A 12,820-nucleotide genomic window follows, 5' to 3' on the forward strand; every position below is an offset into this window, starting at 1 on the left:
CCGCTTAGGCCACAGCCGCGCGCGCGTCCGCCAAAGCCAACGGCAGGCGTGCGGCCAGCACCTCAAGCTCCTCTGGACGGCCCGTTGAGATGCGGATGCAGCGGTCCAGCGGGGCGATCCCCGGCATCCGCACAAACACGCCGCGCGCCGCCAAAGCGGTCAAAACCGCGCGGGCAAAGGCCCCGTCTTGGCCGCAATCGACGGCGACAAAATTGGTGGCGGAGGGCAGGGGCGTCAAATCGTTGTCTTGCGCGATTTGTGTAATTTTAACGCGGCCCTGCGCGACCTTTTCAAGGGTTTCAGACAGGTAATCCCGATCCTCAAACGCCGCCAAAGCCCCGGCCTGTGCCATGCGATTGACGCCAAAATGATTGCGGATTTTGTCAAAGGCGGTGGCCACAACCGGATGCGCAATGCCATAGCCAATTCGCGCACCTGCCATGCCATAGGCCTTTGAAAAGGTACGGAATCGAATGACGCGCTTATCAGTGACATCAATCGCGGGTCGGGTGCTTTCGGGGGCAAATTCGCTATAGGCTTCGTCCAGGATCATCAAACATCCCTCGGGCACGGCCTTGATCATATCCTGCACGGTTTGCGCCGCATGCACCGATCCCATCGGATTGTTTGGATTGGACAAGTATATGAGCTTCGCCCCCACCTCGCGTGCCTTGGAAATCAACGCCTCCGGGTCTTCATGATCATTCTTATAGGGCACAGTATGTAGCGCGCCACCAAACCCCGCGACATGGTAATTGAACGTCGGATATGAGCCCGCCGAGGTCACAACCGTCTCGCCGGGGCCGACATAAAGCCGCACGAGATTGCCCAGAAGCCCGTCGATGCCTTCGCCAACGGTGACGCTTTCTGGCACAATGCCGTGACGCGCGGCAATCGCCAGACGCAGATCGCGGTTCTCCGGCTCGCCGTATTTCCACACGCCGCTCAGGCTTTGCGCCATGGCGTCCAGTGCTTTCGGCGAAGGACCAAAGGACAATTCATTTGCGCCCAACCGGGCATCAAACGGCGCTCCGCGCAGTTCCTCCATCCGTTCCGGGGCCACAAAGGGCACGGTGGCGGGCAGGGTTTGGGCGCGCGCTGTTTGGCGTGGATCTGTCATATCTGTCATGGCGCTTTTCCTGCCTCAACTTGATGCCTTGCGCAAGCGTCGCAACGTCAGACCTGACCTGATGCCATCTCCTTGATAGCGTTGTGGCAACAGGAGGAGCCAACATGTCCGCAACCCCCAAGACTGTGACGCTTGAGATCAAAGATCACATTGCCCATCTGACGCTCAATCGCCCGGATAAAATGAACGCAGTGTCCGAGGCTTTGGTCACTGACCTTTTGTGTGCCGTGGCCGAGATCAAAGCCTCTGAGGCGCGTGTGGTACTGCTTTCGGGGGCGGGCAAGGCGTTTTGTGCCGGGCTTGATACCTCGAATTTCCAACGCTTCATGTCAGAGGATTTGGACGATCTGGTGATGCGGCGCACCCATGGCGATGGCAACGCGTTTCAGGCCTTTTCTCTGGCGCTTTATGATCTGCCGATTCCGGTGATTGCCGCCATCCACGGCCCGTGTTTTGGCGCGGGTCTGCAATTGGCCATTGCCGCAGATATTCGCATTGCCGCCTTTGACGCGCAGCTGTCGATCATGGAGATGAAATGGGGGCTTGTGCCCGATATGGGCGGGATGGTGCTGTTTCCGCGCCTGTTGCGATCGGATGTGGTGCGGCTTTTGACCTACACTCATGAGGTGGTCCCGGCAGATCGCGCCTTGGCTTACGGGCTTGTGACCGAAATCGCCGAGGAGGCCCACGCCCGCGCGCTTGACATTGCTACGGTGATTGCGGGCAAAAGCCCCTCTGCTATTCAGGCGGCCAAGCGGTTGATTGATATTGCCGAAAGCCCAAATGAGCGGGCGCATGTCCTGATGGAAGAGAGCCGCGCACAGCGCGCCTTGATCGGCACCAAGGATCAAATGGAAAGTGTCATGGCGCAGATGCAAAAACGCGCCGCTCAGTACGATTAAAGTCGGTACGACTAACCCTTCATTGCAGCCCAAATACTCAAAACAAAAGGCCCGCCAAAGAGCGGGCCTTTTTTAAACTGTATCAGAGGTTTATCCGATCTCGGACAGGCGGGCGAGGGCGGCTTTGATCTTGCCCTCTTCCTCTTCGCGTGCGGCCAGGTTTTCTTGTGCCTCGGCCACGACCTCTTCGGGGGCGGAGGCCACGAAATTCGGGTTTTTCAACCGTCCGCGCAGACCGCCAAGCTCCTTGGACAATTTCCCCAGAACCTTTTCAAGCCGGGCTTTTTCTTCGGCAATGTCGATCACCCCTTCGAGTGGCAGGGCAAATGTACCGCCGCCAACCGTGATGGTGATCGCGCCTTTCGGCATCGGGCCGGGGGTCAGGCTGTCGAGGCGCGCGAGTTTCATGATCAGCGCTTCGTTGTTGGCCCAAGCGGTTTTGCCCGCCTCGTCCAACTCGACCTGAACCATCGGGATTTTCAGCCCCGCAGGCACATGCACTTCGGCGCGCGAGGAGCGGATCGATTCAATCAGATCAATCACCCAGTTCATTTCGCGGTCGGCGTCCGCGTCGACCAGATCAAGCGACAATTCCGGCCAATCTGAGATCGCCAACAATCTGCGGCCCGGTTTGACCGTGCCCCAAAGTTCTTCGGTGATGAACGGCATGATCGGGTGCAACAGGGTCAATGCCTGATCCAAGACCCAGCCCATGGTTTGACGGGTTTCGGCCAAGGTGGCGGCATCGCCATCGTAAAACAGCGGTTTTGAGAGCTCGACATACCAGTCGCAGAATTTGCCCCAGACAAAGCCATAAAGCGCATTGGCCCCGTCGTTGAACCGATACTCGGCAAAGGCGGTGTCGACCTCGGCCAGCACTTTCGCGGTCTCGCCGATGATCCATTTGTTGACCGTAGCATTCGGCGTCGGGATCACGGCAGGATCGTAATTTTCAAACACCTCATTCATCTCGGCAAAGCGTGCGGCGTTCCAGATTTTGGTGCCAAAGTTGCGGTAGCCTTTGATCCGGTCCACAGAGAGTTTCAACACGCCGCCGATAGAGGCCATCGAGGCATTGGTGAACCGCAACGCATCCGCGCCGTATTCATCAATGATTTCAAGTGGGTCGATGACGTTGCCGGTGGTTTTCGACATCTTTTTGCCCTTCTCGTCGCGGACGAGTTGGTGCAGATAGATGGTGTGGAACGGAACCTCGTCGACCACGGCGAGTTGCATCATCATCATCCGAGCGACCCAGAAGAACAGGATGTCTTGGCCGGTGACCAAAACATCGGTCGGGAAATATTTCGACGTGCTCTCATCCCACTCGGGCCAGCCCAGCGTCCCAATCGGCCAAAGGCCCGACGAGAACCATGTGTCGAGCACATCCGGGTCGCGCCAAACCGGGTAGACCAATTTGGTCGGGTCTTGGCTAACATTATAGGCGGCAAGGCTTTCGGCGAAGCGTTCAATCGCGGCTTGGCGGTTGTCGACTTCGACGATACGCGCATGGTTGATCGGCGTGGGCACATCCGCCAACTCGCCCTCAAACGCCGCGATCACACCGTCAAATTCGGCGGCGCAATGGTGGACATCGCCAAGGTGCAACATGCCGCCCTGGGTCAACAGGCGGAACAGTTCCACCTCATCCAGGGCTCCGTCGCCCTCGTCGTCCTTGAAATTCGGTGCGGAGAGGTCCAGCCCGTACCAGACCGGGATCTGATGTCCCCACCAAAGCTGACGCGAGATGCACCAAGGTTCGATGTTTTCAAGCCAGTGGAAATACACTTTCTCACCGGATTCGGGCATGATTTTGGTCCGCCCCTCGCGCACCGCATTCAGCGCCGGGCCAACGATTTTTTCGGCGTCCACATACCATTGATCGGTCAGCATCGGCTCGATGACGACCTTGGAGCGGTCGCCAAAGGGCTGCATGATCGGTTTGTCTTCGACGTAAGGCACGGTCTCGGTGATTTCGGACTCGACGCCTTCGTCGTCTTTGACTTTGCGCGTGACACGGGTCATCACGGCGAGGCCTTCGGCGTTGATCTCGTCGACCACGGCTTTGCGCGCCTCGAACCGGTCCAATCCGCGCAGGTGATCGGGCACAAGGTTGACCGCATCCACTTCGGTCTCGGTGAACGGTTTGCCGGCCAAAATCTCAGCCGCCAAAAGCGCGCTGTCCGCATAGGACAGGCCATCGTCGCGCATCGCGCCACGGGTGTCCATCAGGCGGTACATCGGCAAGCCGCCGCGTTTGGCGACTTGGTAGTCGTTGAAATCATGCGCGCCGGTGATTTTCACCGCCCCCGATCCGAAATTCATGTCCGGGTAGTCGTCGGTGATGATCGGGATCAGGCGGCGGTGTTCTTTGGGGCCCACCGGAATTTCGCAAAGCTTGCCCACGATGGGGGCGTACCGCGCGTCATCCGGGTGCACCGCAACCGCGCCATCGCCCAACATGGTCTCAGGTCGGGTGGTGGCGATCGAAATGTAATCGCGTTCCTCGGTAAAGGTGACGGTGCCGTCCTCGTCTTTCTCGACATAGGTGTAGGTTTCGCCGCCTGCCAGTGGGTATTTGAAATGCCACATATGGCCCGCGACTTCGACATTCTCGACTTCGAGATCGGAAATCGCGGTTTCAAAATGCGGGTCCCAGTTGACCAAGCGTTTGCCGCGATAGATCAGGCCCTTATCATACATATCGACAAAGACTTTGATCACGGCGTCGTGGAAATTGCCCTCTTCACCTGCGGGGGCGCCGGGCGCGCCGGACATGGTGAAGGCGTTGCGCGACCAGTCACAGGTCGAGCCCAGGCGTTTGAGTTGGTTGATGATGGTTGCGCCATATTGGCCCTTCCATTCCCAAACCTTTTCCAAAAACTCGGGGCGGGTGAAATCCGTGCGCTTTTTGCCGGATTTCGCCAGTTCCTTTTCCACCATCAACTGGGTCGCAATGCCCGCATGGTCTTGTCCGGGCTGCCACAGCGTGTCAAAGCCCCGCATCCGGTGCCAGCGGATCAAAATGTCCTGAATGGTGTTGTTAAAGGCATGGCCCACATGCAACGCGCCCGTCACGTTGGGCGGCGGGATCATGATGGTGAAGGTCTCGTCACGGGACTTATTGGCCCCGGCTTTGAATGCCCCGGCCTTGTCCCAGGCCTCGTAAATCCGCGCCTCTGCGTCACGCGCGTCAAATGTCTTTTCCATTGCCATGTTTTCTTCGCCCAGTCCCTTTTCGCGCAGTCCCTGACTACGCTTTGGCGTTGTTTACCGCGCGGGGGCCGCGAGGAAAAGGGAGAAACCCCGATCATCTTTATCCGAAACCGTGCTTATTGACCTGCTGTTAAGGCTTCTTGTGCATTCAGTAGGGCGGAACCCGAAAGGAGAAGGACCATGGGGCGAGCCCCGAAGCGTCTTCAAAACATTGTAGATCGGCTGACGCGGACGTCGTGGCACAATGGTGTTGCGATGTCTCTTTATGATCGGACCACCGGGCGGGAATACCATGTGGGCTCAGGTGCGTTGGACAGTCGTACGCCCTATTTCGCGACCGGGACAAGCAAACTTTATACCACGGCCATTCTCCTCCAGTTGATCGAAGAGGGTAAAATCGGGCTTGATGATCCGTTTTTGACCTATCTGGGCCGCGATAAGCAATATGAGGAATTGTTGGTCAGAGAAGGGGTGGATTATACGGATCGGGTGACCATCCGTCATTTGATGTCGCACACCTCGGGGTTTGGCGATTTCTTCCTCTATAAATATCAGGCGCGTACGCTCAAACATGCCATTGGCACCGGGGTGGATACGGCATGGACTTTCGATGATGTGGTGCAGCGGAGCCGGTCGCACGGCGCTGTTGCTGTGCCCGGACAAAGCCGCAAGGCGCTGTACACTGACACGAATTTTCACATGCTCGGGCGGGTTATTGAGACCATTGAGGGCGAAAATTTTGGTGAGGTACTGCGGCGTCGGGTGATTGACCGTTTGGGCCTGACCTCCACCTATCTCTATTGCGATCCGTCTGATACGCGTCCGATCAATTTTATGTCAAAGGACCGCGAAGTGCGGGTGCCGCGCACCATGGCCTCGTTTCAGGCGGATGGTGGCATTGTCACCACCTCGCGTGAGGCGTTGATTTTCATCCGTGGTTTTTTCGAAGGCTATTTATTCGACAAACGTATTTTGCCGCGGCTCTATCATTGGCGACCGATGTATTTTCCCACGGAATACGGGGTCGGCCTGATGCAAATCAAAGTGCCGTGGTGGATGTCACTGCCGCATCGGTTGAATGCACCGCCATCGCGGTTTTTCAAATCGGCACCGCGCAGTTTGGGTCATATGGGGCTTGGCGGCACCATCTGTCTTTATGCACCTGAGGCGGGGGTCTATATTTCAGGCACGGTCAATCAACTTTTGGACCCCGCGCGATCTGTGGTTGCCTCAATCAAGATGATTGAAGAGGTCGCGTACGGCGGGTGCGAAGATGGTGCGCATCGGCGTGGTGCGGCCCTTGTGGGGCCCCCTCCAGCCCAATAATGCGATGCGCCCGAACTCAGATGGATCGGTCGAATTTGGTCGACAGATGGATCAGGCTCTCAATGTCTTGCACGCCGGTGATCGCGTTGATTTGATCCAGAGTTGCGTCAATGTCTTCGGTGCTGTCACAGGCGATTTGGGCAATCAAATCAATACGCCCGGTAGAGGTTGCGACCATTTCCACCTCTGGAATGGCCTTGAGTTTGATCACGATGCCGGCAGATGTGCGCGGCTCGACCTGAATCAGCACGGTGGCTTTGATCCGCCGTGAGAGCGCCACATCCCCCAGCTTGATCGTGTAGCCCGCGATCGTGCCGTTGGTTTCCATGCGCTCCAACCGCGCTTGCACGGTGGAGCGGGCGACTTTGAACCGCCGGGCCAATCGCGACACCGAGGTCGAGGAATCGGCGGCCAGCGCCATCAGTATCTTTTGATCCAGATCGTCCAAACCGACCTCCTTTGCGATGACGTGCGCCCTTTGCGCCATGCGGGGCGTTTCATGTGACTGCGCCGTATCAATTTGACCGATCATATCGTTAATTTGACCGGGGTTATGCACGTTTTTATCCTTTCTATCGAACAAATCAACATGCATACAGCGCCACTGAGGTTCAGGACCAAAAACAGAGATGGGCAGGCCAAACGCACCCGGATTCTGCACCTGAACTCATTTGGAAACCGCGTAAGTGCGATCCCAACCGGACATCCCGGGCAAGAGAGTGGCTGCGCTCTATTGGTAAAGGACAGACCAATGGGGCTCTCAAAAACCATCTGGGCCACGCCCACCGAATATCTGCGTCATCACAGCCCGGACCATCCGGTGTTGTTTTTCTCCCCTGCCATCCTGCAAGCGACCGCGCGCCGGTTTATCAAAGGATTTCCGGGGCTTGTAACCTATGCGGTCAAATCCAACCCGGATGAAACCGTGTTGGCCAATTTGGTCGCCGCAGGCGTCAAAGGCTTTGATGTGGCCTCGCCCGTCGAAATGGATACCATCGCGCGCATCGCGCCGGGGGCGCATTTGCATTACAACAACCCGGTGCGCTCGCGCTCTGAGATCCGTCATGCGGTGGCGATGGGCGTGGCGTCCTATTCCGTCGACAGCCATTCCGAACTGGTCAAACTGGGCGAGCTTGTGCCCGCCAATGGCGTTGAAATTTCGGTGCGCTTCACCTTGCCGGTCGAAGGGGCGGCCTATAATTTTGGGGCAAAATTCGGCGCCAGCGTTGAGACCGCGGTCGACTTGCTCACCTTGGCGGAGCAGCTTGGCTTTACCCCCTCGCTGACGTTCCATCCGGGCACACAATGCACCGACCCGCGCGCCTGGGACAGCTACATCCGCGCGGCGGCTGATATTGCCAATGCCGCAGGGGTGAAAATCGCCCGTTTGAACGTTGGCGGCGGCTTCCCGTCGCATCGCTTGAATGAGGTGACGCCACAGTTGGATGCCACCTTTGATCTCATCGCGCGCGTGACCAAAGAGGCCTTTGGCCCCGACGCCCCCAAACTTGTGTGCGAACCGGGCCGGGGGCTTGTGGCCGAAAGCTACAGCTTGGCGACCCGCGTGAAAGCGATCCGCGATGACGCGCATGTGTTTCTCAACGATGGCGTCTACGGTGCGCTGTCCGAGTTGCATTTGGTTGGCGTGATTGACCGCATCGGCGTGTTTGGCCCTTTTGCCACCCCGCGCATTGGCACGCCTGTGTTGCGCACGGTGTTTGGCCCGACCTGTGACAGCCTCGACAAATTGCCGTCTGACTTGGCCTTTCCTTCGGATATGGAAGAAGAGGACCATGTGATGTTTTACGGCATGGGGGCCTATTCGGTGGCGACTGCGACCAAATTCAATGGCTTTGGTCAGATCACTTTGGAAACCGTCCAAACCCACCGCTGAACCGGGGGCATCCCTCTCAAACGGTCCTTTACACACCGCGCCCCGTCGCTATCTATTAGGGGCGGGGTGATTTTGTGAGGACCAAGTGTCAGAGCGCAAAGGGATTTTTGGCAACATAGGCCTATTGTTCAAGTTTCGCCAAAAGGTGCGAACTTCGGGCGGGGTGCATGGCCGTGGCCCGATCACCCATGTGATTATTATGGATGGGACGCTCTCCTCTTTGGAGCCGGGATTTGAGACCAATGCCGGGCTGACTTACCGCTTGTGTTCGGAGGCGGCGCAGGGCGCGAATATGTTGGTGCGCTATGAGGCGGGCATCCAGTGGCGCAATTGGCGCGACACGATGAGCGTGATCGAAGGGCGCGGCATCAACCAACAGATCCGGCGGGTTTACGGTGCTTTGGCGTCGCGCTATCGCCCCGGAGATCGGATTTTCCTGTTTGGCTATTCGCGTGGGGCCTATGCGGTGCGCTCGCTGTCCGGGTTGATTGATATGCTTGGATTGCTGCGTGCGGATCAGGCCACAGAGCGCAACATTCGCACCGCTTATCGCCATTATCAAACCGCGCCGCACACGCGCGCGGCGCAGGAGTTTACCAAGGCGCATTGCCACGAGCCGATCGAGATCGCCTTTCTTGGGGTCTGGGATACGGTGGCGGCGGTGGGGCTGCATATGCCGCTTGTTTGGCGCTATTCCTCGGTGTTTCACGAATTTCACACTCTGAAGCCTGCGGGCTGCGTCAAACATGTCTATCACGCCTTAGCCTATCACGAACGCCGCCGCGCCTATGCGCCTGTGTTGTTTGAAACCAATCCGGAGGCCAAGGGGCAGGAGTTGCGACAGATGTGGTTTCGCGGCACGCATGGTGACATCGGCGGGCAGCTTTCCGGTAACAACCCGGAGCGCAGATTGTCGAACTCCACGCTGGTTTGGATGTTGGACAAGGCCGAGGCGGCGGGGTTGGAGTTGCCGAAAGGGTGGCGGATGCGCTATCTGGCGGACCCGCATGGGCCGTCGGTTGGCATGAACCGGGGCTGGGGCAAATTCTTTTGGCTCAGGCGAACACGCAAGGTGAAACAGGACCCGTCAGAGGTCCTGCATCCTTCCATTCGCGCTTAAGCGTTCACGCCCAAATTGGCGCAAACGGCCTTGGTCAGGGTCGGGCGATTGAGCGTGTAGAAATGCAAATCCTCGACGCCGCCTTGGATCAGCGTTTCGCACAGCTTGGTGCACAGCTCGATTGAGACCGCCTGTTGATCTTCCGCCGTTTCAAACGCATTGGCGTATTGCGCGGGCAGGGGGGTGCCACAGGCGGCGGCGAATTTTTGCACCCCGGTCCAGCTTGTGATTGGCAGGATGCCGGGGATGATTTTGCCGGTGATACCCTCCTTGGCACAACGATCACGAAAGCGGAAAAACGTATCGGCGTCGAAAAAGAACTGGGTGATGGCCGAATCTGCCCCGGCTTTGAATTTTTCCTTGAGCCAAACGATGTCGGCGCTGTCATCGGCGGCATCGGGGTGCGGGTCGGGGTAGGCGCCGACGCGGATTTTAAAATTGCCGGTCGCAGCCAAGGCTTCGATCAGCTCAACAGAGTTGGCAAAGCCACCCGGAGCGGGGGTGAATTGCCCGGCCCCTTTCGGCGGATCGCCTCGCAGAGCGACAATTTCATTGACCCCCACGGATTTGTAACTGTTTGCAATTTCAAGCGTTTCTTCGCGTGTTGCATTCACACAGGTCAAATGCGCGGCGACGTTCCAGCCGTATTTGCGGTTCAATAAAGCCACGGCGTCATGGGTCAATTCGCGCGTGGTGCCGCCCGCGCCATAGGTCACGGAGACAAAGCCCGGCTTCATGTTTTCAAGCGCCTGCACGGTTTCAAACAGGCTGAAACAGGCTTCGATGTTCTTCGGCGGGAAGAATTCAAAAGAGATGTTGGGCGCTTGGGTCATCGTTGTGTCCTTATCAATCGGAGGCCCTTGTCTCACAGCCGTTGATGTGAGACAAATTCATAATTCTCAAGATCAACATGAGTGTCATTCACAATGCATCTCGAATTTCGCCATCTGCGTACGATCAAAGCGATTTATGAAGAAGGCGGTTTGGCGCGCGCCGCAGACCGGCTTCACATCACCCAATCGGCCCTGTCGCATCAGGTCAAAGGGCTTGAGGATCAGGCCGGGGTTGAGCTGTTTGTGCGCCGTTCAAAGCCGCTGAAACTGTCTGCGGCCGGGATGCGGCTTTTGGCGCTGGCCGAAGAGGTCTTGCCCCGCGTTGAGGCGCTTGAGGCCGAATTTCGCGGTATTGAGGACGGCACATCCGGGCGGCTGCATATCGCGATGGAATGCCACGCCTGTTTCGATTGGCTGTTTCCGGTGCTCAATCAGTTCCGCAAGGCCTGGCCGGAGATTGACGTCGATATTCGCCAACGTCTGGCCTTTGGTGCATTGCCCGCTTTGGAGCGCGAAGAGGTCGATCTGGTGATTTCCTCCGACCCGGACACGATCGCGGGCGTGACCTTTGTGCCGCTGTTTGATTATGCGCCGATGTGCGTGATGGCGGCAAAACATCCGCTTGCGGCCAAGCCCTATGTCGAGGCCGAGGATTTTCGGGATCAAACCCTGATCACCTATCCGATGGACCGGGCGCGGTTGGATGTGTTCAAAGAGTTGCTGACGCCCGCAGGCATTGAACCCGCCACGGTGCGTCAGGTCGAATTGACCGATGTGATCCTGATGCTGGTCGCGGCGGGGCGGGGGATTTCGGTGCTGCCCGATTGGGTGATGCGTGACATACGCAGTCACCCGGACTATGCCGTGCGCCCGCTGACCGCCACGGGCGTGACGCGGCGGATGTACGCCGCCGTGCGCGCCGATGACGCGACCAAACCCTATATGGCCCATGTCCTGCGCATTGCCAAAACCGAAGCGGTGAAATTGCAACGGGGATGATCAGGCTTTGAGCAGGGTCTCAAACGTGCCGAAAATCATGCGTTTGCCGTCAAAGGGCATGTCACCCAAGGCGGCGATCCGTTCATCTGTTTCCATCGCCGTCATACAGGCCTCAGCCGATGCCATGTCGGGCCATTCGATAAAGGATGTCACGACTGTCTCATCCGGGCCAAGTTGAACCGCCATGGGCAGGGATGTGACCTCGCCCGGCGGGACAAATGCGCCCCATCCCTCAAACACCTGCAATGCGCCGAATTCTTTGAAAAAAGGTGCCATGCCGGTGGAAACGCGCAGATAGGCCTCTTTCTGTGCTGTTGGTACGGGAATGATCGCGATCTGGAAGTAGGACATTCAAAACCTCATTTATGCGGAATGGGAGAAAATGCGGGTATGTTACCATGTAAAAGCTGAAAGGAGACCAATTCTTTGCCCACAAACCCTTGGCAGCGCGGGTTTCGCGGCGTATACGCCCGGTTTGAACATCTCTCGACATCTCTGACCCGGAGCCCGGACCATGCAAGGCAGTGCCAATCTCAACGTTATGATCAAAGCCGCACGTAGCGCGGGGCGCTCTCTTGTGAAAGACTTCCGCGAAGTCGAAAACCTTCAGGTCTCGTCCAAAGGTGCGGGCGATTTTGTGTCCAAGGCGGATATCAGCGCCGAGGCGATCATCCGCGAAATGTTGATGGAGGCACGTCCGACCTATGGTTGGGTGGGCGAAGAAAGCAAACCCGTTGAGGGCAAGGACCCGACCCGGCGTTGGATTGTCGATCCGCTTGACGGCACCACGAATTTTCTGCACGGACTGCCGCATTGGGCGGTGTCGATTGCGCTTGAGCATAAGGGTGAGATTGTATCCGCTGTGGTGTTTGACCCGGCCAAGGGCGAATTGTTCTGGGCCGAAAAGGGCAATGGCGCGTGGATGAATGACATGCGGTTGCGCGTGTCTGGCCGCTCCAAAATGATTGAGGCGATTTTTGCCACCGGTCTGCCCTTTGGTGGCCGTGCCGATTTGCCCGAAACCCTGCGTGATCTGGCACGGGTGTTGCCGGCCTGTGCCGGTGTGCGCCGGTGGGGCGCGGCCGCGCTTGATCTCGCCTATGTGGCGGCGGGGCGCTATGACGGGTTCTGGGAGCGTCGTTTGAATTCCTGGGACATGGCGGCGGGGCTTTTGTTGGTGAAAGAGGCCGGTGGCATCGTCGAGCCGCTGCACCCCGAAGGCAATGCGCTTGAGGATGGTGAAGTGATTTGCGCCAATGAGGCGCTGTTCAACCGCTTTGCCGACGTGATCCGGGCCGCCTGAGCCAGAGGCGGGTCGCGCGTGTTTACGACCTTTCTGTACAATTTACATTTAATTAGGCTTTTACCAGTCTTGGCGTGAACAATGCCTTGGGTAAGGTC

General features: G+C 57.9%; 11 protein-coding genes. 6 read left to right on the forward strand and 5 right to left on the reverse strand.

Annotated elements, in window-relative coordinates; translation table 11 throughout:
• Window positions 1–4: 4 nt before the first annotated feature.
• Complete coding sequence (locus BLT54_RS04675; protein ID WP_074642413.1) at window positions 5–1,120, reverse strand: pyridoxal phosphate-dependent aminotransferase; 1,116 nt, start codon at window positions 1,118–1,120, stop codon at window positions 5–7.
• 113 nt (window positions 1,121–1,233) lie between these two features.
• On the opposite strand from BLT54_RS04675, the gene BLT54_RS04680 reads away from it, so the two are divergent.
• Window positions 1,234–2,031 (forward strand): crotonase/enoyl-CoA hydratase family protein, encoded by a 798-nt coding sequence (locus tag BLT54_RS04680; protein ID WP_074641747.1) that lies wholly within the window; start codon window positions 1,234–1,236, stop codon window positions 2,029–2,031.
• Between the two features lie 90 nt (window positions 2,032–2,121).
• On the opposite strand, the gene BLT54_RS04685 is transcribed toward BLT54_RS04680, so the two are convergent.
• Window positions 2,122–5,247, reverse strand: coding sequence for a valine--tRNA ligase (locus BLT54_RS04685; RefSeq protein ID WP_074641749.1), 3,126 nt, complete (start codon window positions 5,245–5,247; stop codon window positions 2,122–2,124).
• A 180-nt stretch (window positions 5,248–5,427) separates the two neighbouring features.
• Here BLT54_RS04685 and BLT54_RS04690 point away from each other — a divergent pair, with 180 nt between their 5' ends.
• Window positions 5,428–6,573: a serine hydrolase domain-containing protein gene (locus BLT54_RS04690; protein ID WP_074641751.1), complete on the forward strand. Its 1,146-nt coding sequence runs from the start codon at window positions 5,428–5,430 to the stop codon at window positions 6,571–6,573.
• A 16-nt stretch (window positions 6,574–6,589) separates the two neighbouring features.
• Here the strand turns inward: BLT54_RS04690 and BLT54_RS04695 are convergent, their stop codons facing one another.
• A complete protein-coding gene (locus tag BLT54_RS04695) occupies window positions 6,590–7,132 on the reverse strand; it encodes an Lrp/AsnC family transcriptional regulator (RefSeq protein WP_245707949.1) in 543 nt (180 codons plus the stop codon).
• Between the two features lie 192 nt (window positions 7,133–7,324).
• Between BLT54_RS04695 and BLT54_RS04700 the strand changes: the two genes are divergently transcribed.
• Window positions 7,325–8,467, forward strand: a complete 1,143-nt coding sequence (locus tag BLT54_RS04700; protein WP_074641753.1) for a type III PLP-dependent enzyme — start codon at window positions 7,325–7,327, stop codon at window positions 8,465–8,467.
• Between the two features lie 85 nt (window positions 8,468–8,552).
• A complete protein-coding gene (locus tag BLT54_RS04705) occupies window positions 8,553–9,587 on the forward strand; it encodes a DUF2235 domain-containing protein (RefSeq protein ID WP_074641755.1) in 1,035 nt (344 codons plus the stop codon).
• On the opposite strand, the gene metF is transcribed toward BLT54_RS04705, so the two are convergent.
• Complete coding sequence (metF, locus tag BLT54_RS04710; protein WP_074641756.1) at window positions 9,584–10,420, reverse strand: methylenetetrahydrofolate reductase [NAD(P)H]; 837 nt, start codon at window positions 10,418–10,420, stop codon at window positions 9,584–9,586. The two genes, BLT54_RS04705 and metF, sit on opposite strands and share 4 nt — an antisense overlap.
• A 93-nt stretch (window positions 10,421–10,513) precedes the next feature.
• Between metF and BLT54_RS04715 the strand changes: the two genes are divergently transcribed.
• On the forward strand, window positions 10,514–11,419 hold the full coding sequence (locus BLT54_RS04715; RefSeq protein ID WP_074641757.1) for a LysR family transcriptional regulator: 906 nt from the start codon (window positions 10,514–10,516) through the stop codon (window positions 11,417–11,419).
• Here the strand turns inward: BLT54_RS04715 and BLT54_RS04720 are convergent, their stop codons facing one another.
• Window positions 11,420–11,770 (reverse strand): DUF1428 domain-containing protein, encoded by a 351-nt coding sequence (locus BLT54_RS04720; protein ID WP_009571000.1) that lies wholly within the window; start codon window positions 11,768–11,770, stop codon window positions 11,420–11,422. It lies immediately after the preceding gene.
• Window positions 11,771–11,933: 163 nt separating this feature from the next.
• Here BLT54_RS04720 and BLT54_RS04725 point away from each other — a divergent pair, with 163 nt between their 5' ends.
• A complete protein-coding gene (locus BLT54_RS04725; RefSeq protein WP_074641759.1) occupies window positions 11,934–12,722 on the forward strand; it encodes an inositol monophosphatase family protein in 789 nt (262 codons plus the stop codon).
• The last annotated feature ends 98 nt before the right edge of the window (window positions 12,723–12,820 follow it).

This window comes from Celeribacter baekdonensis (genome assembly GCF_900102315.1).
In the GTDB taxonomy this organism is placed as follows: Bacteria; Pseudomonadota; Alphaproteobacteria; order Rhodobacterales; family Rhodobacteraceae; genus Celeribacter; species Celeribacter baekdonensis.

What these genes read in the sequence shown, in the direction of transcription:
- metF (WP_074641756.1), bottom strand. Translation starts at nt 10,420, where the DNA reads ATGACCCAAGCGCCCAACATCTCTTTTGAATTCTTCCCGCCGAAGAAC.
- BLT54_RS04725 (WP_074641759.1), top strand. Translation starts at nt 11,934, where the DNA reads ATGCAAGGCAGTGCCAATCTCAACGTTATGATCAAAGCCGCACGTAGC.
- BLT54_RS04715 (WP_074641757.1), top strand. Translation starts at nt 10,514, where the DNA reads ATGCATCTCGAATTTCGCCATCTGCGTACGATCAAAGCGATTTATGAA.
- BLT54_RS04680 (WP_074641747.1), top strand. Translation starts at nt 1,234, where the DNA reads ATGTCCGCAACCCCCAAGACTGTGACGCTTGAGATCAAAGATCACATT.
- BLT54_RS04700 (WP_074641753.1), top strand. Translation starts at nt 7,325, where the DNA reads ATGGGGCTCTCAAAAACCATCTGGGCCACGCCCACCGAATATCTGCGT.
- BLT54_RS04690 (WP_074641751.1), top strand. Translation starts at nt 5,428, where the DNA reads ATGGGGCGAGCCCCGAAGCGTCTTCAAAACATTGTAGATCGGCTGACG.
- BLT54_RS04685 (WP_074641749.1), bottom strand. Translation starts at nt 5,247, where the DNA reads ATGGCAATGGAAAAGACATTTGACGCGCGTGACGCAGAGGCGCGGATT.
- BLT54_RS04675 (WP_074642413.1), bottom strand. Translation starts at nt 1,120, where the DNA reads ATGACAGATCCACGCCAAACAGCGCGCGCCCAAACCCTGCCCGCCACC.
- BLT54_RS04720 (WP_009571000.1), bottom strand. Translation starts at nt 11,770, where the DNA reads ATGTCCTACTTCCAGATCGCGATCATTCCCGTACCAACAGCACAGAAA.